Source organism: Janthinobacterium sp. BHSEK, assembly GCF_056174685.1.
The window spans coordinates 1-22,593 of record NZ_JBWBYV010000052.1; the positions used below are offsets into that span (position 1 = coordinate 1).

Consider the following 22,593-nt stretch of genomic DNA (forward strand, 5'->3'; position numbering starts at 1 on the left):
GCGCGCGGGCCGCCAGCGCGGCGGCGTCGGGCGCCAGCATGCCAGGCACGGCGCGCGGCAACGGCGCAGGCGCGAGCACAGGCGCGGGCACCGGAATAGCTGACCTGGCTGGCGCACTGACGGGCACGGCGGCGGGCGGCGCCGGCGTCAGCCACAAGGTGCCCAGGCGCACGATGGCGCCATTGCCATTGCCCAGCAATAAATACAGGTGCACATGGCCCGCCTGGATCGCTTGCCGCGTGGCCACGCGCACATAGTGGCGTCCACCGCGCTCAAACGGGCTGATCGTCAAGGTTTGCAGCGCCGGGTCCATGCCGATGCCGCCGCCCCGGTACACATCGGGCGAGGCGAGGCGCACGGCCACGCCGTTGGCCTCATCGGGCGCCAGGGTCGTCAGCTCGATTTCGGCCAGCAGAGGCTGGCCCACGTGCGACTGCACCGCCAGCTCGCCCAGTTCGGCCGCCATAACGGGCGGCAAGGCCAGGCTGGCGGCGGCGCACGCGATCAGGGACCAACGGGGAAGGATGCTGCTCTGCATGAACTGATCGCTTTGATAACAGGATAAATAATGGGGACTCGCCTGTCTTTAACGGCAGGAAATCGCAAAAATATAGATGGGTCAGGGCAAAAATGATGCAATACAGCATCATCCTGTGTCTTTTTGACGTCTGGAGTACACTCGATCCACCTCCATCGATGAAAGGGATGCCATGAGTAGCAGAATCGAACGCGACAGTTTTGGCCCGATCGACGTACCCGCCGACCGGCTGTGGGGAGCGCAAACGCAGCGCTCGCTCGAGCACTTCCATATCTCCACGGAAAAGATGCCGCCCGAACTGATCGCCGCCCTGGCCACCGTCAAGCGCGCGGCCGCCCACGTCAACCTGGATCTGGGCTTGCTGGACGGCAAGAAAGCCGTCGCCATCACGCAGGCGGCCGATGAAGTACTGGCCGGCAAGCATGACGCGGAATTCCCGCTGGCCGTCTGGCAGACGGGCTCGGGCACGCAAAGCAATATGAACATGAATGAAGTGCTGGCCAACCGCGGTTCCGAGCTGATCGGCGGCTTGCGGGGCGCCGGGCGCCTGCTGCACCCGAACGACGACGTCAACCTGGGCCAGTCCTCGAACGACATCTTTCCCACCGCCATCCACGTGGCGGCGGCGCTGGCCGTCGCCAACACGGTCTTGCCGCCGCTGCGCCAGCTGCGCGCCACCCTGGATGCGAAAGCCACGGAATTTGCCGACATCGTCAAGATCGGCCGCACCCATTTGCAGGACGCGACGCCGCTGACCCTGGGCCAGGAATTTTCCGGCTACGTGGCGCAGCTGGACTTCGCCGAACACATCATCACCGCCTCGTTGCCGCCGCTGCTGCAGCTGGCCGCCGGCGGCACGGCTGTCGGCACGGGCTTGAATGCCCACGTGGAATTTGCCGGCCGCATTGCGGCGGAACTGGCGCGCCTGACGGGCCAGCCATTCGAAACGGCCAGCAACAAGTTTGCCGCCCTGGCCGCCCACGATGCCTTGGTGGCCGCCCATGGCGCCTTGAAAACCCTGGCCACGGCCCTGATGAAAATCGCCAACGACGTGCGCTGGATGGCGTCCGGCCCCCGTTCCGGCCTCGGCGAAATCACCATCCCCGAAAACGAGCCGGGCAGCTCCATCATGCCGGGCAAGGTCAATCCCACCCAGTGCGAAGCGCTGACCATGCTGTGCTGCCAGGTGTTCGGCAACGACGTGGCCATCACGGTAGGCGGCGCCTCGGGCAATTTCGAGCTGAACGTCTTCAAGCCCTTGATTGCACACAACTTCCTGCAAAGCGCGCGCCTGCTCGGCGACGGCATGCGCAGCTTCGATGAGCATTGCGCGCACGGCATCGCGCCGAACCGTGGTCGCATCGCCGAACTGATGGAACGCTCCTTGATGCTGGTCACGGCGCTGGCGCCGCACATCGGCTACGACAAGGCGGCGCAAATCGCCAAGCAAGCCCAGCACGAAGGCACGACCCTGAAGCAAGCGGCGCTGGCCCTGGGCTTTGTGACGGAAGAGCAATTCAGTGCATGGATCGTTCCCCTGGAGATGACGCAGCCCAACAAAAGTTAAGGCTCAGCCTGCATTCCCCCTCGCTTCATGTAAACTATGACCTTAGTTGACACCGTCATTCAGTGTTGAAAACACATCGTTGCAATAAGGGATACAATGCAAAAAGTAAGCTTTGATTTAACATCCGAGTTCGTCGAGCTGAACCAGCTGCTGAAGCTGGTCGGCTTATGCGACAGCGGTGGCGCAGGCAAGGTCATGGTCGATAGCGGCGTGGTGAAGGTCGATGGCAAGAAGGAATTGCGCAAGACCGCCAAGATCCGCGCCGGCCAGGTCGTCAGCGTGGGCGATATCCGTATCACGGTCGTCGGCCCCGCTTGATGCCGGCATGGGGCGCGAAAGCAGCCCCATGCGTCCAGCCAGCATGCCTGCCAGCCCGGCTGCCTGGATCAAGCTGCAACACGTCGTTATTGTCAGATAAATATCGATTGCAGAAGGGAAGCGCCATGGACCATCCCGAACAAGGTACGCGCAGCCAGGAACGCCTGATCGGCGACTTGCGCCAGGTAATAGAAAACGCGGAAGAATTACTGCGTAACACAGACAAATACACCAGCAGCCTGTACCAGAGCGCGCGCGCCAGGCTGCAGCTGGCCCTCGTCGCGGCCACGGCCGAACTGGCCCGCTTTGAAGAGGAGCAAGTCACGCGCATGATGGACGCCACGCTGGCCGCGAACGCGCTGTACCGCGATCAGACGGGCGAAGCGCGCGTGCTGCGCGCCTTCGAATAAATAATTACGCCGCCAACACCGCATGCGCCAGCCACTGGCGCAAGTGCGCGGCCAGGTCGAATGCCGGGTCCAGCTCGAACGCCGCATCGAGCGCGGCGCCGAACGTGCGGCCCTGCCGCAAGGCCAGCAAGGCCGCATGCGCGGCCGCATCCAGCACCAGCACCTGCGCTTTCCAGCGCGGCCGGCACACCAGCGCGTAACTAGCCGTCTGCATATCCTGCGGAAATACCCCCTGCCCTTCACCCTCTTGATGCGCCTGCCACAGGGCCGCCGCTTGCCAGTTCGATGCCAGCAAGGCACAAGCGGGATGCAAGGTGAAACACCGCGTTTCCAGTTGATCGGCATGCAAGGCGGCCAGCGCCTCGGGCGCCAGTGCCTGCGCATCGGCCGCGTAATGGGCCAGGTGCAAGGCCCATTCCAGGCGCGCCACATCGGGCAAATAGGGCAATTCGCCGGCTGGCGGGAACTTGGCGAGAAAATCGGCGAAACGGGCGCCAAACTGGTTCAAATCGGCGCTATCCGACGGAGATTGCCGGCCGTATGCGCGCGCCAGGCCGCCAAAGAACGCCTCGCCCACCAGCGCCAGCACGACGGGGTAGACCTGGCTCAGGGTGCGGCGCCAGGTGGCGCCCAAGCTGCCACGGTACAGCGAAAAACGCTGCGGCGCCGCGTCTCCCGCGAACGCTGGCAGAACTGCCGCCGTATCGAGCAAGGCGGTGGCGAACGCTTGCTGGCCGGCCGCCAGCGCGTCAAGCGACGCGGGTGGCGGTGACGGCAGCGGCGGCATCCCAAGCCATGGCGTTTGCGGCGCATGGCGCGCCAGCATGGCTTGCGCCTTGTCCGCCTCGCCCAGCAGGATATCGAGCGGCGGCAACTCCGTATCCCATTCGACCAGGGTGGGAATGGCGCCAAAGCGCCGCAAGGCGGCCGCATATAACGCCCAGACGGGGTCGGCCACGGCGGCGCCATGATGGTCGACCACGGCGTGCGGCGTCAGCAGGTGGCCGCCCAGGTGCAGTTCGCCCACGCTGCCCGGCGCGATGGCCTGCATCGCAAGCATGGCGTCTTCGCCGTGGTTGCACTGGTTCACATACAGATTATTGATATCGAGCAACAGCCCGCAGCCGCTGCGGCGCGCCAGTTCGGCCAGGAATTGCGCCTCGCTCATGGCATCGTCGGCAAAACGCAGGTAAGTGGAGACATTCTCCAGCAAGATCGGCCTTTTCAACACATCCTGCACCCTCCCCACCCTTGCGCACAGCAAATCGAGGGCCGCGCCATTCAAGGCCAGCGGCAACAAATCATTGAGTTGCTGCTCCGCCACGGCGCCCCAGCACAAGTGCTCCGACACGAGGACCGGCTCGATGCGCTCGACCACGGCGCGCACGCGCCGCAAATGGTCCTCGGAAAAGCCCCGCGCGGAACCCAGGCCCAGGCCCACGCCATGCAGGCTGATCGGGTAATCCTGGCGCAAGGTGCGCAGCACATGGTTATCCCAGCCCGAAGGCTGCAGATAATTTTCAGTGTGCACTTCCAGCCAGCCGACCTGGGGCCGGCGCGCCAGGAAATCGCGGTAGTGCGCGGCGCGCAGGCCGACGCCGGCAAGCGCCTGGATGGGCGGCGGCATGGGCAGGCGGCGGACGCTTAGGGCTGCGTGGCCGGCTTGGCCGCCTTGCCGGCCTTGATGGGCTTGACGGAACCGCCCGCCTGTTCGCACGTGCCCTTGGCTACATAGGCCCATTCCGTGGGCAGATTGTCTGCCTCCGCCTGGCCCGCGCAGGAATGCGCGCCATCGGACGAGGCGCAATCGTTCTGCCCCGCCTTGGCCACGCCGTAGCATTTTTCCTTGTCCCCGGGGGCGGGACCATCGTGGGCGGCCGCATTGACGGCGGTACCGGCGCAGAGGCCAGCGAGGGCGGCGGCGATGAGAGCTTGACGTTTGTTCATGGGAATTCCTCTTGCATGGGTCAAAGTAAAGTGGGCACGCCCCGGGCTGCACGATGGGCAACGCGAGGTGATGCACGCCATTTTACTGAATCGGCCGATTCATGGCGAACAGAGACGGAAGGAAGGCGAAAAGGAAGCGGAAAAGACAGACAACAACGCCCACGCGCCACCGTCGGCGACGGTGGTGTGGGCGTATCTATGGCGAGCGCCAGGCTGGCGCCGCGGGACCGCGCTCAGGCTGTCGTGTTGATGCGGTTGCCGAGGTGAGCCGGCAGACTCGGCGCCGACTGTACCGGCGGCAGCGCTGCCAGCAAGGCGGTGGCGGTCGAGCTTTGGATATCCTGGGCTTTTTTCAGGACAGTCAAGCCGACGGCTTGCCGCGTGCCTGTCTCCGCCATCGTGGTTGACAGTTGAGCAATGCTTCCGACGTCCATACGTTTCTCCAATGAGGTTCTACCCTTGTTAACGGATGCCGCAGGCAAACCTTTAACTTATTTTTCCAGCTTATTTTCCAACTGCAGCAGCAACCAGCCCAGCACCTGCTCGCGCGCATTCAAGTCCAGCCATTGCACGCCCTCGCGCAGGCCGGCCGGCGCCGGGCTGTCGGAGGCGACGGCGATCACGTGCGGGTCATGCGGATATAAGGGTGCTTGCCCCACTTCCGCGCGGAACACTTCCAGCTTGGGGATAGGGTCCGTCTTGAAGCCCTCGACCAGGGTCAGGTCTGCCGGCCCCATGCGGGCCAATTGCTGCGCCAGGCCCGGTTCGGGCGCGCCGCGCAGCTCATGCACGATGGCAAAGCGGTACGGCGACGCCACCAGCACTTCCGCCGCCCCGGCCAGGCGCAGGCGGGCGCTGTCCTTTTGCGGCGGCTCCAGCGCCAGGTCATGGTGGCTGTGCTTGACCAGGTTGACGCGCAAGCCGCGCGCCGCCAGTTCCTTCACCACAAATTCCAGCAGGGTCGTCTTGCCGCTACCGGAACGGCCGATCACCCCCAGTACCGGGTGGGTGGGCATCGCATCGTGCATGGTCACTCCTTGATTGAGAAGGAATGATTATACGCAGCCCCACGGGCGCCAGCGCCTTGCATTGCCCAAGCCATCGCACAGGTCAAGCGCCGCCGGATTTTCCGCCATTCCCCCCGTCAAAGGGGGCCGGCGGACTACCCTGCCGCGGGCGCCGGCCCGCCGACTTCGGCGTCTTCTTGCCCGCAGTTTTGCCCGCAGCCCTACCATTTTGTGCCTGCGCATTCCTGGCCGTGCGGGCCAATTGCCGGTGGGCGGCGATCGCCCCCGCCTCGGCATCGGACTGGAAGGGGACGGCGGCAGCGGCAGCCACCTCGCCATCAGGCTGGCAAGCGGGCGCCAGCGGGGCGAAGTCCTGCGCCCGCACATCGGCTTCCCAGGCCGCCCGCTGCGCCGCCACACTAGCGGGCACGGCCGGCGCCGCGCGGGCGTGCGCCAGGGTCAGCACGGCGCCCAGGCCGCTGGCGGCCGCCACGCGCGCGCCCATCTGGGGCAAGCTGCCATCGGCGGCGCGGCAAAAGCGCTGCAGGATGGTCTTGATGATCGACGTGTGGTCGACCACCTCGTGGCTGACGCTGCCCGGCGCGATCAGCGGCGACACCAGCAGCATGGGCACGCGCACGCCGTACTGGCGAAACGCGGGGTCGTCATCGATGGCGGCTCCAGGCGGTACATGGTCGAAAAAGCCCCCGTGTTCGTCATAGCTGAGGATCAGCAAGGTGCGCGCCCAGGCGGGACCGCGCGACAGGGCCTGATAGACCTGCGCCACCAGCGCCTGGCCGGCGCGGATATCGGCCGGCGGATGGTCGTCGTTTTCAAAAAAATGCGGATCGATCCAGCTGACCGGGGGCAAGGTACCCGCCAGCGCGTCGCCGATGAAGCCATAGCGGCGCGCGCTGGAGCCGAACGGCTCGTACAGCTCGGACGAGCGGTAATGGTCGTCCGTCAGCGCCAGGCTCCAGGGTTTCCAGGCGGAATAAAATTTCCAGCCGACCTGGGCGCGGCCCAGGTGGCGCACGAAGGATTTGTTCGCATACAGGGGCACGCGCTTGCTATCCTTGCTGCCGGCCGCCTTGCCGCTGACCGCATACAGGCGGTTGGGCCAGGTGGCGCCAGGCACGGCGCTGTAGCAGCGGTCGCAGACGCAGAACTGCTGCGCCAGGAAATCGTACATGGGCAAGTCGGCCGCATTGTAGTAACCCATCACCAGATCGATGTCGGGGTCGCCCGGGTGCGTTTGCGCATAGTTGTCGACAAAACCGCCGTTATTGTTTTGCAATTGCTGCGCCACCGACAGGCCCGTGTGCGACGGGTCTTGCTGCGGGCCGAAGGCCGTGCGCCGCAAATGGTGCACGGGATAGCTCACGCCCGCATGCACATTGGCATGGCTGGCCTGCAAGCCGTCGATGTCGGTGCGCCCGCCTTCCAGGCTCAGGTAGCCGAGCATGTGGTCGAACGAGCGGTTTTCCATCATCAGCACGACGATATGGTCGATGCGCGCCAGGTTTCCCAAGCCATGCGCATCAAACACACCCTCACCAGCAGCTGCGGCAGCAATCATGGGACCTCCCCGGCCGCGCACACGGGCGCAGCGACCCTGGTTCGACCAGGCCAGGCCAGTATGGTTCAGCTATGGCGGCCCGGCCTTGATGCACAACAACTCAGTACGGCACGCGGTAGCGGTAGCCCTTGAAACTGAAGATGGCCGCCTTCGGCTGCAACTTTTCCAGCACCAGGCCGGGCGCCAGCTCCTCGCCTTCGTGGCGCAAGACCTTGTCGATCAACAATAAACGATCGGCCGGATTCTTCGAATAGATATAGCCGCCGATGGCGATCGGCGGGATTTGCCGCTGTATCGGCTCGGGCAAGTCGCGCATGCCCGGCACGCTTTCTTCGGTCGCAGGCGCCGGCACGGTGGGCACCGGGGCCGCAACGGGCGGCGGCGCGGCCTGGACGGGCTGCTTCGGTTCCTGCTGCGGTTCCGCCACGGGCCTGGCATGGTGCACGGGTGCGGCCGTGGCCGCCGGCGGCACGGGCGCGACTTGCGTAACGGGGGCCGGCGCAGGCGCGGGCACTGGTGGCGGGACTGCCGGCGGAACGACTGCCGGCATCGGCGCGGGCACAGCCTGGGCCAGCACGGCAGGAGCGGCCGCAGGTACAGGCACGGACGCCGCCGCCCCCGCCTGCCAAGGCTGCCACAGCAGCAACGCGGCGGCCAAGGCCAGCGTCACGCCGCCCAGCGCCAGCCAGACGGGCGCGCGCCGCGCCGCGCCGGACGCCGCGCCATCGTGCAGCTGCACTTGCGGTGCGTGGATCGACGGCAACTCGCCCAGCTGGCGCTCGGCTTGCGATTTTTTCAGTGCTTCAAGTATGTAGGACATCTTATTTCCCCGCCACCATCGCCGTCGCAGCGGGCGCCGCCACGGCAGGCGCCGCGCTGCTCAGGCGCGGCTCCGCATTGTCACCCAGCTGCATCAGGCGTATATATGTTTTCGGACCCGCCAGGCCATCGGCGCGCAGGTTCTGGCTTTGCTGGAAAGCGCGCAGCTGGCTTTGCATCTCGGCATCGAGCGGCAGATTGGCGGCCGGCGCCGGCAAGCCCCGCTGTTGCGCCAGCCGCTGCGCCAGCCAATCCACGTCGGCGCCGCGCGCGCCCAGCGGCACCTCGTCGCGCCAGCTGCGCGGGGCGCGCCAAAAGGTCGTGAAACCGCCATCGCTGCGCTGCGCCAGCTGGGCCAGCTGGGCCAGCGGCAAGTTTTGCTGTTGGCCGTCGAGCATCAAGGTGGCCGTATCCCCCTGCAGACGCGTCAGCAGCGCCAGCTGTTCCGTGCCACCCGCATCGCGCAAGACCAGCATGGCGGGACGGTCCAGCACGCGCAGCTCGGCGATGCCGCCCCGGCTGTGCAGGCAGCGCAGGCCGGTGCGGGCGCCCGCCTGGCAAGCATCGCCGGCCGGCAACTGCTCGCCCCACAGACTGGCCAGCTGGCGCAGCACGGCGTTGCGGTCCGGCACGCTGACGGGCGCGGGCGCAGGAACAGGTGCGGCAACGGGCGCCGGTGGCGCCACCACGGCGGGTGCTTTCGCCACGGCCACTGTGGCAGGCGCGTGCGGCATGAAATGCCAGGCCAGCGCGGCCGTAACCAGCGCACCGGCCAGCACGCCGCCGGCCACGTGCGGCCAGCGCAAGCCCCGTCCGGCAACCGGCGTCCCCTCTTCCGCAAACACTTCCTCGGCGGCACGGCGCAGTATCTGGCGCGTCACTTGCGGCTGGTTTTCCACGTAGGCGCCCAGCAGCGCGCGGTCACACAGCAGGTTGATGCGGCGCGGCACGCCTTTACTCAAGGCATGAATGGGCGCCATCAGGCGCGGCGCGAACGGCGTCTGCGCCGTACTGCCCGCCACGGCCAGGCGGTGGCGGATGTAGCTGGCCGTTTCCCCGGCCGTCAGCGACCCCAGGTGATAACGGGCGATCACGCGCTGCGCCAGCTGCTCCAGCTCGGGCCGCGCCAGCATGGCGCGCAATTCCGGCTGGCCGATGAGGATGATCTGCAGCAGCTTGCGCTCGCTCGTCTCCAGGTTGGTCAGCAAACGCAATTGTTCGAGCACGGCGGAGGATAGGTTTTGCGCTTCATCGATGATCAGCACATTGTTCTTGCCCTGCGCATGGCTGGCCAGCAGGTGCGCATTGATGGCGTCGACATAGCCTTTCACGCTGGCCACGCCGGGCGCCAGGGCGATGCGGAATTCCTCGCAGATCGACAGCAGCAATTCCTCGACGGACAATTTCGGATTGAAGATATAGGCGAGCTGGCAATTCTCCGGAATCTGCTCCATGAAGCAGCGGCACACGGTGGTCTTGCCGGCACCGATTTCTCCCGTCAGCAGCACGAAGCCGCCGCCGCTGCCCACGCCATACAGCAAGTGCGCCAGCGCTTCGCGGTGGCGTTCGCTCATGAACAGGTAGCGCGGATCGGGGGCGATCGAAAACGGCGATTGCTTGAGCTGGAAATAATGCGTGTACATGGAGACCCTGCGGATGAAACGATCAAAATGCGCGACGGCAAGCCGAGACCCTCAGCGGGTGCGGGCGGGCGGCAACGGCTTGTATTTGGCGCAATACACTTTCGCCTTGCTGCGGAAGTAGACGATTTTACTGCCAGGCACGGAACCACGGACAGGAAAGGCGGAATTGTCGAGTTTATTGAAACGCAGGCCCGAAGCGCCGCGGATGGCCGGCTCCAGCTTTTCCGGCGTCGAATCCGCCACCACGCCCATGAAGACGAGGGGACTGGTGTCGTCGCTGACGATGACGTCGGTAATCGGCGCGCCCCACAGGGTCGCTTCCGTGCGGAACCAGTAGGCGCCCCCTTCATGCTTGTAGGCGGGGCCGAAGGCCGTCAGCAGATAGGCATAAAAGGCCTTGTTGTCGATCTGGTCGATGCACAGCACGGCATTGCCCACCACTTGCCCGAACGTGCTCGGCGCCGGCTTGGCCTGCGCCAGCACGCCGGACACGGGCACGCCGCAGGCCAGCAGGGCGAACGCCGCCAGCAGGGCCGGCGCACGCCACGGGCGCGTCAAGGTACGGCGCACGCGCATGATCAGCGCTTGCGCTCTTCTTTCTTGACCTTCTTGGCTTCCTTCTTTTCTTTCATGGTCTTGGCCGGTTCTTTCTTGGCTTCCTTCTTGCTGTCCTGTGCCTTGCTCATCATCTACTCCATGCCTGGGCGGAAATGCCAGGGCCATTATGACACTCCCCCATGAAAATGCCACGTCATTTCCCCCATGCAATAGACTCCGCCCGGCAAGCACGGTCAGCGCATGCGCTTATTTGCAAAAAGACGTTTGCATTTTCATTTTATTGTGTTTTAATACACGCAATTTATAAAAAGATATTATTTCTGTGCTGCATGAGCAACGCCGGAAAGCATACACACTGGGGACAGGACATGGACCGGCATACGGCGGGGCCATGCGTGATCGACTTACAGCCCTCGGCAGAAATACAGAACATGATGAGAAAGATGATCTTGCTGTGCGCGGCCCTGTCGCTCTGGGCCGCTGGCAACACGCATGCGGCGCGCACGCCGCCGATCCAGGTGGCCGCCTACCAGGCGGCGCCCGCCCCACTGGCCGCGCGCCTGGCCAGTTTTCAGTCGCCCGACGCCAGTCCGCGCGTGCGCGCCCCGGATGAACCGAGCACGCATTCGCTGCTGCTGGTCGCCATCGTGCTGCTGAGCCTGCGCATGCGCGCCAGCGCCACTACCAGCAGCGAAAAATTCAGTACCTGACGTGAAAACGGCCGCGCAAGGCGGCCACTCCAGTCACGCGTCAGCGCACTATCAATGCAGGCACAGACGGCGGCGCGTCTTTTCGATCAGCGCCGCATCGTAGGGATACAGGTTCTCGATAAAGAACAATTCCGTTTCCGCCTCGTCTTCCAGGCACATTTCGATCATGACCGGGCCATCGCTTTCGCGGCCCAGGAAATCCTTCGGCCAGCGGTTCTTGCGGTGCGTGCGCATCATTTCCATGCCCAGCGCGGCCAGCGGCGCCGACACACCGGCGGCCAGCGCCTCTTGCTGCCAGTCGTCCCAGTACTCGCTCTTTGCTGCCTTGTCGTTCATCATGCTCTTCCAACTCAGGTGTAAAAGGCGGACTTTACTCTTCATGGCGTCCCTTGCCAAGCATGCATACAAGCAATACCGCGCGGCCAACAACAGACCAGTTCGAAAAAATTGGCATTAAACAAGGCCAATTTCAATACCATTTCCAATCGACAAAAACTCCTTTATTAACAACAGCTTGCGGAAAAATTTCCGGGCGGGACACATCAAGCGCAAGAATATTTTACAATACCACTTAAATACCTCTTGACTAGCCATCGGGGCAACAATATAGTGCCTTCAGCTTTTTCGCCGCCCGACAAATAAAAAACCGAGACAGGCGCATCCAACCATAAGCGGGACTGCATAACATGATCGAATACATAATCGGCGTCGACGGCGGGGGCAGCGGTACCCGCGTACGCCTGGCGCGCCTCGACGGCCAGGAACTGGCGCAGGGACAAAGCGGCCCATCCGGCCTGGGACTGGGCATCGAACGGGCCTGGACCTCCGTGGCGCACGCCGTCACCCTGGCCTTCCGCACGGCCGGCCTGGAACAGCCCTCCTTGCAGCGCATGGCCATCGGCCTGGGCCTGGCCGGCGTGCACAACAAGCAGTGGGCCGCCAGCTTCGTCGAACACAGTCCCGGCTATGCCATGGTGGCGCTCGAATCGGACGCCCTGACCACCTTGCTGGGCGCGCACGCGGGCCAGCCGGGCGCCATCGTTGCCATCGGCACGGGCAGCGTGGGCGAAGTGCTGCACGCGGACGGCAGCCGCCACGAAGTGGGCGGCTGGGGCTTCCCCTCCGGCGACGAGGCGGGCGGCGCCTGGATCGGCATGCGCGCCATCAACCATGCGCAGCAAGTGGTCGATGGCCGCGTGCCCGGCAGCGCCTTCGCCACGGCCGTCATCGACGCCTGCGGCGGCCAGCGCGACGCCATGCAGGTGTGGCTGGCGGCCGCCAGCCAGACCAATTTCGCGCAACTGGCGCGCCTGGTGCTCGAACACGCGGCCAGCAATGCCGTGGCGCGCGCCATCCTGACCGACGCGGGCCAGCAGATCGCCCTCATCGCCAGGGCGCTCGACCCGGCCGGTACCTTGCCCGTGGCCCTGTGCGGCGGTCTGGCGGCGCCCTTGTCCGCCTACCTGCCGGCGGAACTGCTGAAACTGGTCGTGCCGGCACAGGGCGACTCGGCCGCAGGCGGCCTGCGCCTGATACGCAAGCACTTGCGGGAGCAATGACCATGCTGGCCAAACTGTCCGCCTTCAAACCGAATCCCGCCAGCGACACGCCGCTCTACATGCAGCTGGCGAACATGCTGTCGGACGGCATCGCCAGCGGCGACTGGCGCGCCAACCAGGCCTTGCCCTCCGAGCGCGTGCTGTCGGAGATCCTGGAAATCTCGCGCGTGACGGCGCGCAAGGCCATCGACATGCTGTGCGACCGGGGCATGCTGACGCGCAAGCGCGGCTCGGGCACCTACATCACGCCCAAGCTGGAACAGCCGCTGTCGCGCCTGACGAGCTTTTCGGAAGAATTGCGCCAGCGGGGCTTCACGGCCGGTTCGCGCTGGCTGCAGCGCGACATCGGCTCGGCCGCGCCGCTGGAACTGCTGTCGCTGGGACTGTCGCCGCACATGCCGGTGGCGCGTTTGCGCCGCCTGCGCACGGCCGACGAAGTGGTGATGGCGATCGAGACGACCACCATCCCCGCCCTGTACATGCCGGACCCGCAGCAGGTGACCGATTCGCTGTACGGCTACCTGGAGTCGCGCGGCACCATCCCGATGCGCGCGCTGCAGCACATCCGCGCCGTCAACGCCACGGCGGAACAGGCCAAGCTGGCCAATATCAAGACGGGTGAAGCCATGCTGCACATCACCCGTGTCAGTTATCTCGACAACGGCGCAGCGGTGGAACTGACCCACTCGTATTGCCGCAGTGATTATTATGAATTCGTAGCGGAGTCGCGCAGATGAGCAGCACTATCAAAGGCAATATCCTTACCCCCGGCGGCTGGATCCACGGCGCCATCGCCTTCGGCGAAAGAGTCGACAGCATCACGGGCGATTCCCTCCACCCGTCGGGCAACAGCGACGACTACATCCTGCCCGGCTTCATCGACCTGCACGTGCACGGCGGCGCCGGCAAGGACATCATGGAAGGCGGCGAAGCCGTCTACACCATCGCGGCCATCCACGCGCGCCACGGCACCACCAGCCTGCTGGCCACCACCATGACGGCGCCGCCGGAAGATATCGATATGGCCTTGACGGCCATCGGCATCGCCGCCAAGCACCGCCGCCCGAACACGGCGCGCGTGCTGGGTGCCCACCTGGAAGGCCCGTACATCAATTCCGGCAAGCTCGGGGCGCAGCCGAACTACGCGCGCGCCGCCACGCTGGCGGAAATCGAGCGCCTGCAAACCCTGGCCAAGCTGCGCGTCATCACCGTGGCGCCGGAAATCGCCGGCCACCTGGACCTGGTGCGCGCCCTGGCCGACGCCGGCGTGCGCGTGCAGATCGGCCACACGCTGGGTTCCTATGAAGACGGCGTGGCCGCGCTGGAACACGGCGCCATGGGTTTCACGCACCTGTTCAACGCCATGAGCGGCCTGCACCACCGCGAGCCGGGCATGGTCGGCGCCGCCCTGGCGCACGCCGAATACGCCGAACTGATTCCCGACCTGCTGCACGTGCATCCGGGCGCCATCAAGGTGGCCCTGCGTGCCATCCCGCGCCTGTACTGCGTCACCGATTCGACGGCCGCCACCGGCATGCCGGACGGCGAATACATGCTGGGCCGCCATGCCGTGCAGAAATGCATGGGCGGCGTGCGCCTGCCCGACGGCACGCTGGCGGGCAGCACCCTGACCCTGGACCAGGCGCTGCGCAACCTGGTGGGACTGGGACTGGACCTGGCCGACGCGTCCAAGCGCGTGTCGACCAACGCCGCCGATTACCTGGGCCTGGAAGAACGCGGCCGGCTGGCCCCCGGCACCTACGCCGATCTGGTGGTACTCGATCGCGACCTCAAACTCAAAGCTGTCTATATAGAAGGAGAAATCTGTGACCTCAATGATGCTTAAAGAAGCCGTTTCCGCCGCCGAATGCGTCGCCCTGCAACTGGCCAGCGACACGGAACGCTACGCGGAACTGGGCCGCAAATTGAGGAGCACCTCGTTCTCGACCGCGCTGACCATCGCGCGCGGCAGCTCCGACCACGCCTGCAACTACGTCGCCTACCTGATCATGGCGCGCCTGGGCCGCGTCGTCGCCTCGCTGCCGATGTCGCTGGTGACCCTGAACAAATCGCCGCTGGTGACGCGCGACACCTTGGCCATCTCGATCTCGCAATCGGGCCAGAGCCCGGACGTGGTCGAACCGATCCGCTACTTCCGCGACGGCGGCGCCACCACCGTGGCCCTCGTCAACGACATCGATTCGCCGCTGGCGCACGCCGCCGAATGGGCCATGCCCCTGCGCGCCGGCAAGGAACAAAGCGTCGCCGCCACCAAGAGCTTCATCACCAGCCTGGTCGCAGGCGCGCGCATGGTGGCCCAGTGGCAGAACGATCCCGAGCTGCAGGCCGGCCTGGAAGCGCTGCCTGAAGCGCTGCTCGAAGCGACCCGCGTCGACTGGTCGCCGGCGATCGACGTGCTGGCCCCGGCCCGCAACATCATGGTCGTCGGACGCGGCATCAGCTTCCCCGTGGCGCTGGAGTCGGCCCTGAAATTCAAGGAAACCTCGGCCCTGCAGGCGGAAGCCTTCAGCGGCGCCGAAATCAAGCACGGCCCCATGGCCCTGATCGAAGACGGCTACCCGCTGCTGATTTTCGCCACCCGTGGCCCGACCCAGGCCGGCCTGCTGCAATTGGCCACGGAGATGCGCGGGCGCGGCGCCAAGGTCTTGCTGGCGGCGCCCGCCGACGTGGCCGAGCGCGACCTGACCCTGCCCGTGGCGGCCACGCCGGACCTCGATCCGATCGTCGCCATCCAGTCCTTCTACGTGATGGCGGCAAAACTGTCGGCCGCGCGCGGCATGGATCCGGATGCGCCGCGCCACCTGAGCAAAGTAACAAAAACAAACTAGGCACTCTTCGGCAGCTGCGCCCCCGGCACGGGGCGCGGCTGCCGTCAGCAGCACGCATATAAGCGACGGCAAGGGCATGTACCCGCGCCGCGGACTCATGGACATTGGAGCCTCGCGCTCCAGGATAAAAATGACGATCAAGAGACTGTTGGCGGTTGTTGCCTGCGCGGGCCTGCTCGCGCCACAGGCATGGGCTGCCGAGAAAATCGAATTCTGGACCTTCAGCATGAAGCCCAAGTTCACGCCGTATTTCAATGCGGTGGTGGCGCGCTATGAGGCGCAGAATCCCGGCGTCAGGATCGAATGGATCGACTTCCCGTGGGACGTGATCCAGACCAAGCTGGTCACGCGCATCGTGGCCGGCACGCCGCCCGCGCTGGTCAGCCTGAACGTGCCCTGGGCCGACGAATTTGCGCGCGACGGCTTGCTCACACAAGTCGATGACCTGATCGCGCCTGCGCGCGCCAGCTACATTCCCAGCGCCCTGGACGACCTGCGCTTCAAGGGCCGCACCTACGGTTTTCCCATGTACAGCAATGTCGCGGTGATCGCCTTCAATACCGATATATTCAAACAGGCGGGACTCATGCGCGGCCCTGCCAGCCTTGATGAACAGCTGGCGTTCGCGCGCCAGATCGCGCAACGCACGGGCAAGGCCGGCATCGCCCCGGCGCTGTCGAAGATCGACGGCCTGTTCATGCAGCAGGGCCTGGCCGTCATCACGGACAAGCGCGCCGTCTTCAATTCGCCGCAGCACGTGGCGCTGGTGCAGAAACTGGCCGACACCTATAAAGTGGGCGGCCTGCTGAAGGAAAGCCTGTTCGCCGAAGATAACTTCCCGGCCGTCATCGACGCCTACAAGGGCGGCCGCCTGGGCATGCTGCTGGCGCCCCCCACGGCCATGCAGCGCATCCGCGGCGACGCGAAAGACATCTACGCCATCACCGACGTGGCACCCGCGCCGCTGGGCCCCACCGGCATCGCCGATGGCGGCTGGCTGGTGCACTTCGCCATCCCGAAAGGCGTGCCAGCGCGCCAGCTGCCCTCGGTGGGCAAGTTCGCGCGCTTCCTGACGAACGACGAAAACCAGCTGGCGTTCGCGCGCCAGGCCAGCGTCTTCCCCACCACCGTCAAGGCGGCGGCCGATCCGTTTTTCCTGTCCACGCCGCAAAACGCGGGCGCGGCCGAAAAAGCGGTGGCCGCCGGCGCCCTGTCGATGGGCCACTCGCGCACCCTGTACGTGGCCGGCATCGACGACTACGACGAACTGCGCCGCTCGCTGGTAAAAGCCGTCGAGGCGGGCGTGACGGGCAAGCAGGACGTGAAGCAGGCGCTGGACCAGGCCGTCGCCATCTGGAACCGCAAGCTGGCCACCCTGCCGCGCCACTAAGGACACCATGAAACTCGCCCACCGCCACACCCTGCAAGCCTGGCTGTTCCTCGCCCCGGCCCTGCTGCTGCTGGCCGCCTTTTCCTTCTGGCCCGTCGGCTACGGCTCCGTGCTGGCCTTCACCGACTACAGCCTGATACGCGAGACGCGCTTCGTCGGCCTCGACAACTTCCGCTACATCTTCAACAATGAGATGTTCGTCTCGGGCCTGAAGAATTCGCTGATGTTTTTGCTGATGGTGCCCTTCGTGCAGGTGGGCGCCATCACTCTCGCCGTGCTGGTGAACAACCGCCTGCCCGGCATCCGTCTGTTCCGCGCCGCCTTCTACGTGCCCGTGGTGACCACCGTGTCCGTCGTCGGCATCATGTGGGGCTTCATGTTCCACGAACAGGGCGCGCTCAATTACGTGATGATGACGTTAAAACTGGTGAACGCGCCCGTGGGCTGGCTGACGAACGACAGCCTGGCCCTGTTCGCCGTGATGTTCGTCACCTTGTGGCGGGGCCTGGGCTGGTACATGGTGATGTACCTGGCGGCCCTGCAATCGATCCCGTCGGACATGCAGGAAGCGGCCATGCTCGATGGCGCCAGCCGCTGGCAGCGCTTCTGGAAGATCACCGTGCCGATGCTGCGTCCGACCATCATGCTGTGCTCCATCCTGTCCGTGCTGGCGGCGCTGAAGGCTTACCAGGAAGTCGACGTGCTGACCCAGGGCGGCCCGATGAATTCCACCTTCACGGCGCTGTACTACGCCTACGACCAGGGCCTCAAGCACTTGAAACTGCCGCGCGCGCTGGCGGCCAGCTTCGTCGTCTCGCTGTTTTGCATAGCCATCGCCCTGCTGTGCCTGCGCTACCTCAAACCCAAGCACCGCTGACCGGGACAAGACCATGCAAAAACGTTCCCGTCCCCTGAAAACCCGTCTGCACATGCTGGGCCACTATGCCGTGCTGTGCGCGATCGCCGTCGTCTGCGTCTTCCCGTTCTGGTGGACCCTGGTGACGGCCATTTCCACGCAAGGCAATATCTTCGCCTTCCCGCCCACCTTCTGGCCCAAGGCGCCGTCTTTTGAGAACTTCGTCGAAGTGTTCAACGCGATCCCGATCTGGTCGTTCTTCAAGAACTCCGTGCTGATCGCCGTGTTGACCGTGTTCTGGAAGCTGCTGCTGTGTTCACTGGCCGCGTATCCGCTGGCGCGCCTGAAATTCCGTGGCCGCAGACTGGTGTTCGGCCTGATCCTGGCAACCCTGGTGCTGCCGTCGGAAGTGAACTTCCTCGTCAACTTCATCACCATCACGCAAATGAGCCTGGTCGACACCTACACGGGCGTGATCCTGCCCAACGTGGTGACGGCCGTGGCCATCTTGCTGCTCAAGCAGGCGTTCGAGGAAGTGCCGCAAGACCTGATCGACGCGGCGCGCGTCGATGGCGCGTCCGAGTGGGTCATCTTCAGCCGTATCATGCTGCCGCTGATCACGCCATGGCTGGCCACCGTCGGCATCCTGACGGCCGTCGAATCGTGGAACGAGTACATCTGGCCGTCCATCGTCATGAGCAAGCCCGATGAGTTCCCGCTGTCGGTGGGGGTGCTGTATTTGCGCGGCACCTTCGGCAGCAGCACGCGCGTGATCGCGGCCGGCACCTTGATCACCATCGTGCCGACCCTGCTCGCCTTCCTGTTTACCCAACGCTTCTTCATGCGCGGCATGGACGGCGCCGTCAAATGAAAACGTCTCTCGATAAGGAAGCCTCCATGCACGACAAGCGCATCAGCATCAGCAAACGCAGCCCGATCACCTGGGTGCCCACCTTGTACTTCGCCCAGGGCTTGCCGTTCTACGCGGTGGCCCTGGTGGCCGGCCTGATGTTCAAGAGCATGGGCGTGCCGAACGACCAGATCGCCCGCTGGACGGGCCTGATCGGCTTTGCCTGGGTCTTCAAGTCGCTGTGGAGCCCCTTCCTCGAGCTGGCGTCGAGCAAGAAGAGCATGGTGGTGCTGTTCCAGTTCGCGGGTGGCCTGAGCCTGGGCCTGATCGCGCTGGCCCTGCAAACGCCGCTCTGGTTCGCCGCCTGCATCGCCGTGCTGTTCGTCGCCGCGCTGGCCTCGTCCACGCACGACATCGTCTGCGACGGCCTGTACATCGCCAGCCTGTCGGACAAGCAGCAGGCCGCCTACGCGGGCTGGCAAGGCGCCTTCTTCAACGCGGGCAAATTCATCTCGCTGGGCGGCCTGGTGATCCTGGCCGGCTATCTGGAGAAAAAGATCGGCATCCAGCCCGCCTGGTCGGTGATCTTCCTGATCATCGGCGCCATGATGCTGTCGCTGGCCGCCTACCACCTGTGGGCGCTGCCGCAGGTGCGCAACGCGGCCGTGGCCGACAAGAGCGTGGCGGGCATCAGCCGCACGCTGTGGGACGTGCTGGTGGACTTCCTGAAAAAGCCCGGCATCTGGGGCATGATCGCCTTCATCATCCTGTTCCGCGCGGGCGAGGCGCAAGTGCAGACCATCGGCCCGCTGTTCCTGCGCGAAGCGCGCGAACTGGGCGGCCTGGGCCTGTCGACGACGGAAGTGGGCGCCGTGTACGGCACGGCCGGCACCGTGGCCTTTTTGCTGGGCAGCATAGGCGGCGGCTACTTCACGTCGTGGCTGGGCCTGAAGCGCGCCATGTTCTTCCTGATCCTGGCCATGAACTTGCCGAACCTGGTGTTCTACTACCTGAGCCACAGCATGCCGACCGACCTGACCCTGATCACCGCCGCGCTCAGCGTGGAGATGTTCGGCTATGGCTTCGGCTTCGTCGGCCTGATCCTGTTCATGATGCAGGTGGTTTCTGTCGGCAAGTACCAGACGGCCCACTATGCGTTCGCCACCGGCGTGATGCAGCTGGGCTTCGTGCTGTTCAAGATGATCAGCGGCGACATCCAGACGGCGCTCGGCTACAAGACCTTTTTCCTGTGGGTGCTGGTGTCGGCCGTGCCCGTATTGATCCTGTCGCGCTTCATGCGCATCGGCCCGAAGGATACCTCCGACCCGTCTGACGCCGGCGCCACGTCCGCGCCGGCCAGCGCCAGCTAGGAATCGCACAACCCATGGCACACATCGCTTTAAAGAATATCGTCAAGCTGTACGACGACAAGCACCCCGTCATCCACGGCATCGACCTCGATATCCGCGACGGCGAATTCGTCGTCTTCGTGGGGCCGTCCGGCTGCGGCAAATCGACCCTGCTGCGCATGATCGCCGGGCTGGAAGACATCACCGACGGCGAGCTGCATATCGGCGGCCAGCTGGCCAACGACATCGCGCCGGCCGAGCGGGGCCTGGCCATGGTCTTCCAGAGCTACGCCCTGTATCCGCACATGACGGTGTACGAGAACATGGCCTTCGCCCTCTCCCTGGCCGGGCATAAAAAGGCCGAGGTGCGCGCCGCCGTCGAGCGCGCGGCCGAGATCCTGCAGATCACGCCACTGTTGAAGCGCAAGCCGAAGGATCTGTCGGGCGGCCAGCGCCAGCGCGTGGCCATCGGCCGCGCCATCGTGCGCAAACCGCAGGTCTTCCTGTTCGACGAACCGCTGTCGAACCTCGATGCCTCGCTGCGCGTGCAGATGCGCGTGGAAATCTCGCGCCTGCACCAGGAGCTCAAGACCACCATGATCTACGTCACGCACGACCAGGTCGAGGCGATGACCCTGGGCGAGCGCATCGTCGTCTTCAATGGCGGGCGCATCGAACAGGTGGGCAGTCCGCATGAGCTGTACAACAATCCCGGCAACCTGTTCGTCGCCGGCTTCCTCGGCGCGCCGAAGATGAACTTCATCGCTTGCGACGCCGTCGCCTGCGGTCCCGGCACGGTGGCCGTGCGCCTGCCCGGCGGCGCCGTGATCGACGTCGAAGCGCACGGCGAGAGCGTGGCGCCGGGCGAGCGGCTGACCCTGGGCGTGCGGGCCGAGCACGTCAGTCTGCAGGACAGGGAGACGGCGGGCGGCCATGCGGAAAACAACGTCGTCGACGCGGCCGTCAGCCATGTCGAATACCTGGGCGACGTGGCCATCGTCTACGCCAGCATGCCGGGCGTGAGCGAGATGCTGGCCGTCAAGCTGCCGGCCGAGGATGGCTTGCGCCAGTCGGGCGACGCCATGCGCCTGCATCTGCCGCCGCAGCGCTGCCTGCTGTTCAATGCCAAAGGGCAAGCCCTGGCGCGCACGTTTGGCGCTCCAGCCCAGCCGTTTATGTGACAATGCCGTTGTTTACCATGCTGCCGCCCTTTGACTTGTGCGGTCAGGATGGCAGAATACGTGTTTTTTAAGATTCCCTGCCCCCGGCAAATGCCGCCGCACACTGTTGCGGCAACCAGTACCGGAGCGTATTTTTGTTATTGATTGAAGGATAACCCATGTCCCAATTCCGCCTTGCCCGTCTTAGCCTGCTCCTGGCCGCCATCGGCCTGAACGTCCTGCCAGCCCTGTCGCACGCGCAGGATGCCAAACCGGCCGCCGCTGCTGCCGCGCCGGCCGACTCAGTGCGTCCTGAAGTGTTCAAGCTGCTCGATCCGGTTGCCGTGAAGGCATCGATGGATGCGAAAAACTACGCCGACGTACAAAGCCGCATCGACCAGGCTGCCGCCATTCCCGCCCTGACGCCGTATGAAACGTTCGTGCTGAACCGCCTGCGCGTGGCACTGGCCTCGACCACCAACAATGCACCGATGGCCATGACGGCGCTGGAAGCGGTCATCGAATCGGGCAAGCTGGACAAGAAAGCCCAGGGCGACTTCATCCAGGCGCTGGCCAACTACCACTACAACGCCAAGGATTATCCAAACGCCATCAAGTGGTTCACCCGCTACCAGACGGAAACAGGCGACGTGGCCACCATGCGCCCGTACATCATCCGCGCCTACTACTTCAGCAATGATTTCGCGCGCGCGAAACAGGAACTGATGGCCGACCTGACGGCCAAGCAGCAAGCAGGCAAGACGCCGACCATCGAAGAACTGCAATTGCTGGCCAATACGGGTTCGAAAAGCAAGGACCCGGCTACCTACCTGGTCGCCATGGAAAACCTGGTGCGCTACTACCCGTCGGATGACTACTGGAGCGATCTGCTGAGCCGCACGCAAGGCAAGGCCGGCTATTCCGACCGCTTCGCGCTGGACGTGCTGCGCCTGCAATTCAAGGCCGTGGGCACCATGCCGCCGCAAGACTACAGCGACATGGCTGAAATTGCCTTGCAGAATGCCTTCCCGACGGAAGCGAAAAAAGTGCTGGACGCCGGCTTTGCCAAAGGCGTGCTGGGCACGGGCGCAAATGCCGCCAAGCACAAGAAACTGCGCGACCAGGCCAACAAGGCTGCCGCCGACGATGCGAAGAACATCGCCAGCGGCGAAGCGTCGGCCATGAAGAGCAAGGATGGCACGGGCTTGATCAACCTCGGCTACGCCTTCGTGACGATGGACCAGTTCGACAAAGGTATCGACCTGATCCAGAAAGGTATCGCCAAGGGCGGCCTGAAGCGTCCTGAAGACGCCAAACTGCGCCTCGGTTATTCCTACGCCATGGCCGGCAAGAAAGATGACGCCATCAAGGTCCTGGAAACGGTCAAGGGCGGCGATGGCGTGGCCGACCTGGCACGCTACTGGATCCTGTGGCTGAACCGTCCTGCCACGGCAGCGGCGGCACCGGCGGCAGCGGCACAGTAA

At 65.0% G+C, this 22,593-nt stretch carries 24 protein-coding genes; 14 read left to right on the top strand and 10 right to left on the bottom strand.

Annotated elements, in window-relative coordinates:
* Positions 1-538 (bottom strand): type IV pilus assembly protein FimV (locus AC0V2Y_RS18390; protein WP_475418355.1); only part of this gene is annotated, 538 nt, incomplete at its 3' end.
* Positions 539-710: 172 nt separating this feature from the next.
* Here AC0V2Y_RS18390 and fumC point away from each other — a divergent pair.
* The 3 genes from fumC (at position 711) to AC0V2Y_RS18405 (ending at position 2,833) form a co-directional block, all read left to right on the top strand.
* Positions 711-2,105 (top strand): class II fumarate hydratase, encoded by a 1,395-nt coding sequence (gene fumC, locus AC0V2Y_RS18395; protein WP_475414329.1) that lies wholly within the window; start codon positions 711-713, stop codon positions 2,103-2,105.
* 96 nt (positions 2,106-2,201) lie between these two features.
* Positions 2,202-2,423, top strand: a complete 222-nt coding sequence (locus AC0V2Y_RS18400; RefSeq protein WP_034781865.1) for an RNA-binding S4 domain-containing protein — start codon at positions 2,202-2,204, stop codon at positions 2,421-2,423.
* Positions 2,424-2,548: 125 nt separating this feature from the next.
* Complete coding sequence (locus AC0V2Y_RS18405) at positions 2,549-2,833, top strand: hypothetical protein (protein ID WP_326459592.1); 285 nt, start codon at positions 2,549-2,551, stop codon at positions 2,831-2,833.
* 4 nt (positions 2,834-2,837) lie between these two features.
* Here AC0V2Y_RS18405 and bufB read toward each other — a convergent pair whose 3' ends face one another.
* From bufB to AC0V2Y_RS18445, 8 genes are all read right to left on the bottom strand, one after another.
* The gene (gene bufB, locus AC0V2Y_RS18410; RefSeq protein WP_475414328.1) at positions 2,838-4,460 is read right to left on the bottom strand and encodes an MNIO family bufferin maturase; all 1,623 of its coding nucleotides are present in this window, start codon (positions 4,458-4,460) and stop codon (positions 2,838-2,840) included.
* A 17-nt stretch (positions 4,461-4,477) separates the two neighbouring features.
* Positions 4,478-4,780, bottom strand: a complete 303-nt coding sequence (locus AC0V2Y_RS18415; protein ID WP_475414327.1) for a BufA1 family periplasmic bufferin-type metallophore — start codon at positions 4,778-4,780, stop codon at positions 4,478-4,480.
* A 233-nt stretch (positions 4,781-5,013) separates the two neighbouring features.
* Positions 5,014-5,214 (bottom strand): YjfB family protein, encoded by a 201-nt coding sequence (locus tag AC0V2Y_RS18420; protein WP_034781856.1) that lies wholly within the window; start codon positions 5,212-5,214, stop codon positions 5,014-5,016.
* 57 nt (positions 5,215-5,271) lie between these two features.
* A complete protein-coding gene (gene mobB, locus AC0V2Y_RS18425) occupies positions 5,272-5,808 on the bottom strand; it encodes a molybdopterin-guanine dinucleotide biosynthesis protein B (protein WP_475414326.1) in 537 nt (178 codons plus the stop codon).
* Between the two features lie 82 nt (positions 5,809-5,890).
* On the bottom strand, positions 5,891-7,366 hold the full coding sequence (locus tag AC0V2Y_RS18430) for an alkaline phosphatase family protein (protein ID WP_475414325.1): 1,476 nt from the start codon (positions 7,364-7,366) through the stop codon (positions 5,891-5,893).
* A gap of 100 nt (positions 7,367-7,466) precedes the next feature.
* Positions 7,467-8,186, bottom strand: coding sequence for a general secretion pathway protein GspB (locus AC0V2Y_RS18435; protein WP_475414324.1), 720 nt, complete (start codon positions 8,184-8,186; stop codon positions 7,467-7,469).
* Position 8,187: 1 nt separating this feature from the next.
* A complete protein-coding gene (locus tag AC0V2Y_RS18440) occupies positions 8,188-9,828 on the bottom strand; it encodes an ExeA family protein (protein ID WP_475414323.1) in 1,641 nt (546 codons plus the stop codon).
* A gap of 51 nt (positions 9,829-9,879) precedes the next feature.
* Positions 9,880-10,404, bottom strand: a complete 525-nt coding sequence (locus AC0V2Y_RS18445; RefSeq protein ID WP_475414322.1) for a hypothetical protein — start codon at positions 10,402-10,404, stop codon at positions 9,880-9,882.
* 413 nt (positions 10,405-10,817) lie between these two features.
* Here AC0V2Y_RS18445 and AC0V2Y_RS18450 point away from each other — a divergent pair, with 413 nt between their 5' ends.
* Positions 10,818-11,096: a hypothetical protein gene (locus AC0V2Y_RS18450; RefSeq protein WP_475414321.1), complete on the top strand. Its 279-nt coding sequence runs from the start codon at positions 10,818-10,820 to the stop codon at positions 11,094-11,096.
* A gap of 51 nt (positions 11,097-11,147) precedes the next feature.
* Here AC0V2Y_RS18450 and AC0V2Y_RS18455 read toward each other — a convergent pair whose 3' ends face one another.
* Positions 11,148-11,435: a hypothetical protein gene (locus AC0V2Y_RS18455; protein ID WP_034759823.1), complete on the bottom strand. Its 288-nt coding sequence runs from the start codon at positions 11,433-11,435 to the stop codon at positions 11,148-11,150.
* Between the two features lie 347 nt (positions 11,436-11,782).
* Between AC0V2Y_RS18455 and AC0V2Y_RS18460 the strand changes: the two genes are divergently transcribed.
* The 10 genes from AC0V2Y_RS18460 (at position 11,783) to AC0V2Y_RS18505 (ending at position 22,593) form a co-directional block, all read left to right on the top strand.
* Entirely contained in the window at positions 11,783-12,655 is an 873-nt protein-coding gene (locus AC0V2Y_RS18460) for a glucosamine kinase nucleotide-binding domain-containing protein (protein WP_475414320.1), read from the top strand.
* 2 nt (positions 12,656-12,657) lie between these two features.
* On the top strand, positions 12,658-13,392 hold the full coding sequence (locus AC0V2Y_RS18465) for a GntR family transcriptional regulator (protein WP_099410621.1): 735 nt from the start codon (positions 12,658-12,660) through the stop codon (positions 13,390-13,392).
* Positions 13,389-14,501 carry an N-acetylglucosamine-6-phosphate deacetylase gene (nagA, locus tag AC0V2Y_RS18470; protein WP_326459602.1) on the top strand — a complete coding sequence of 371 codons (1,113 nt, stop codon included), beginning with the start codon at positions 13,389-13,391 and terminating at the stop codon, positions 14,499-14,501. Before AC0V2Y_RS18465 ends, nagA begins: the two co-directional genes overlap by 4 nt.
* Entirely contained in the window at positions 14,491-15,504 is a 1,014-nt protein-coding gene (locus AC0V2Y_RS18475; protein WP_152285307.1) for an SIS domain-containing protein, read from the top strand. The genes nagA and AC0V2Y_RS18475 overlap by 11 nt, the downstream gene beginning before the upstream one ends.
* 130 nt (positions 15,505-15,634) lie before the next feature.
* Positions 15,635-16,894: an ABC transporter substrate-binding protein gene (locus AC0V2Y_RS18480; protein WP_475414319.1), complete on the top strand. Its 1,260-nt coding sequence runs from the start codon at positions 15,635-15,637 to the stop codon at positions 16,892-16,894.
* A gap of 7 nt (positions 16,895-16,901) precedes the next feature.
* Positions 16,902-17,771, top strand: a complete 870-nt coding sequence (locus AC0V2Y_RS18485) for a carbohydrate ABC transporter permease (RefSeq protein WP_475414318.1) — start codon at positions 16,902-16,904, stop codon at positions 17,769-17,771.
* A 13-nt stretch (positions 17,772-17,784) separates the two neighbouring features.
* Positions 17,785-18,621 (top strand): carbohydrate ABC transporter permease, encoded by an 837-nt coding sequence (locus AC0V2Y_RS18490; RefSeq protein ID WP_475414317.1) that lies wholly within the window; start codon positions 17,785-17,787, stop codon positions 18,619-18,621.
* A gap of 26 nt (positions 18,622-18,647) precedes the next feature.
* Positions 18,648-19,970, top strand: a complete 1,323-nt coding sequence (locus AC0V2Y_RS18495) for an MFS transporter (protein WP_475414316.1) — start codon at positions 18,648-18,650, stop codon at positions 19,968-19,970.
* A gap of 14 nt (positions 19,971-19,984) precedes the next feature.
* Positions 19,985-21,130 carry an ABC transporter ATP-binding protein gene (locus tag AC0V2Y_RS18500; protein ID WP_475414315.1) on the top strand — a complete coding sequence of 382 codons (1,146 nt, stop codon included), beginning with the start codon at positions 19,985-19,987 and terminating at the stop codon, positions 21,128-21,130.
* A gap of 158 nt (positions 21,131-21,288) precedes the next feature.
* Positions 21,289-22,593: a tetratricopeptide repeat protein gene (locus AC0V2Y_RS18505; protein WP_475414314.1), complete on the top strand. Its 1,305-nt coding sequence runs from the start codon at positions 21,289-21,291 to the stop codon at positions 22,591-22,593.

Excerpts from the sequence above, each read along its gene's own strand:
- fumC (WP_475414329.1), top strand. The coding sequence starts at position 711 with ATGAGTAGCAGAATCGAACGCGACAGTTTTGGCCCGATCGACGTACCC.
- AC0V2Y_RS18400 (WP_034781865.1), top strand. The coding sequence starts at position 2,202 with ATGCAAAAAGTAAGCTTTGATTTAACATCCGAGTTCGTCGAGCTGAAC.
- AC0V2Y_RS18405 (WP_326459592.1), top strand. The coding sequence starts at position 2,549 with ATGGACCATCCCGAACAAGGTACGCGCAGCCAGGAACGCCTGATCGGC.
- bufB (WP_475414328.1), bottom strand. The coding sequence starts at position 4,460 with ATGCCGCCGCCCATCCAGGCGCTTGCCGGCGTCGGCCTGCGCGCCGCG.
- AC0V2Y_RS18415 (WP_475414327.1), bottom strand. The coding sequence starts at position 4,780 with ATGAACAAACGTCAAGCTCTCATCGCCGCCGCCCTCGCTGGCCTCTGC.
- AC0V2Y_RS18420 (WP_034781856.1), bottom strand. The coding sequence starts at position 5,214 with ATGGACGTCGGAAGCATTGCTCAACTGTCAACCACGATGGCGGAGACA.
- mobB (WP_475414326.1), bottom strand. The coding sequence starts at position 5,808 with ATGCACGATGCGATGCCCACCCACCCGGTACTGGGGGTGATCGGCCGT.
- AC0V2Y_RS18430 (WP_475414325.1), bottom strand. The coding sequence starts at position 7,366 with ATGATTGCTGCCGCAGCTGCTGGTGAGGGTGTGTTTGATGCGCATGGC.
- AC0V2Y_RS18435 (WP_475414324.1), bottom strand. The coding sequence starts at position 8,186 with ATGTCCTACATACTTGAAGCACTGAAAAAATCGCAAGCCGAGCGCCAG.
- AC0V2Y_RS18440 (WP_475414323.1), bottom strand. The coding sequence starts at position 9,828 with ATGTACACGCATTATTTCCAGCTCAAGCAATCGCCGTTTTCGATCGCC.
- AC0V2Y_RS18445 (WP_475414322.1), bottom strand. The coding sequence starts at position 10,404 with ATGCGCGTGCGCCGTACCTTGACGCGCCCGTGGCGTGCGCCGGCCCTG.
- AC0V2Y_RS18450 (WP_475414321.1), top strand. The coding sequence starts at position 10,818 with ATGATGAGAAAGATGATCTTGCTGTGCGCGGCCCTGTCGCTCTGGGCC.
- AC0V2Y_RS18455 (WP_034759823.1), bottom strand. The coding sequence starts at position 11,435 with ATGATGAACGACAAGGCAGCAAAGAGCGAGTACTGGGACGACTGGCAG.
- AC0V2Y_RS18460 (WP_475414320.1), top strand. The coding sequence starts at position 11,783 with ATGATCGAATACATAATCGGCGTCGACGGCGGGGGCAGCGGTACCCGC.
- AC0V2Y_RS18465 (WP_099410621.1), top strand. The coding sequence starts at position 12,658 with ATGCTGGCCAAACTGTCCGCCTTCAAACCGAATCCCGCCAGCGACACG.
- nagA (WP_326459602.1), top strand. The coding sequence starts at position 13,389 with ATGAGCAGCACTATCAAAGGCAATATCCTTACCCCCGGCGGCTGGATC.
- AC0V2Y_RS18475 (WP_152285307.1), top strand. The coding sequence starts at position 14,491 with ATGATGCTTAAAGAAGCCGTTTCCGCCGCCGAATGCGTCGCCCTGCAA.
- AC0V2Y_RS18480 (WP_475414319.1), top strand. The coding sequence starts at position 15,635 with ATGACGATCAAGAGACTGTTGGCGGTTGTTGCCTGCGCGGGCCTGCTC.
- AC0V2Y_RS18485 (WP_475414318.1), top strand. The coding sequence starts at position 16,902 with ATGAAACTCGCCCACCGCCACACCCTGCAAGCCTGGCTGTTCCTCGCC.
- AC0V2Y_RS18490 (WP_475414317.1), top strand. The coding sequence starts at position 17,785 with ATGCAAAAACGTTCCCGTCCCCTGAAAACCCGTCTGCACATGCTGGGC.
- AC0V2Y_RS18495 (WP_475414316.1), top strand. The coding sequence starts at position 18,648 with ATGCACGACAAGCGCATCAGCATCAGCAAACGCAGCCCGATCACCTGG.
- AC0V2Y_RS18500 (WP_475414315.1), top strand. The coding sequence starts at position 19,985 with ATGGCACACATCGCTTTAAAGAATATCGTCAAGCTGTACGACGACAAG.
- AC0V2Y_RS18505 (WP_475414314.1), top strand. The coding sequence starts at position 21,289 with ATGTCCCAATTCCGCCTTGCCCGTCTTAGCCTGCTCCTGGCCGCCATC.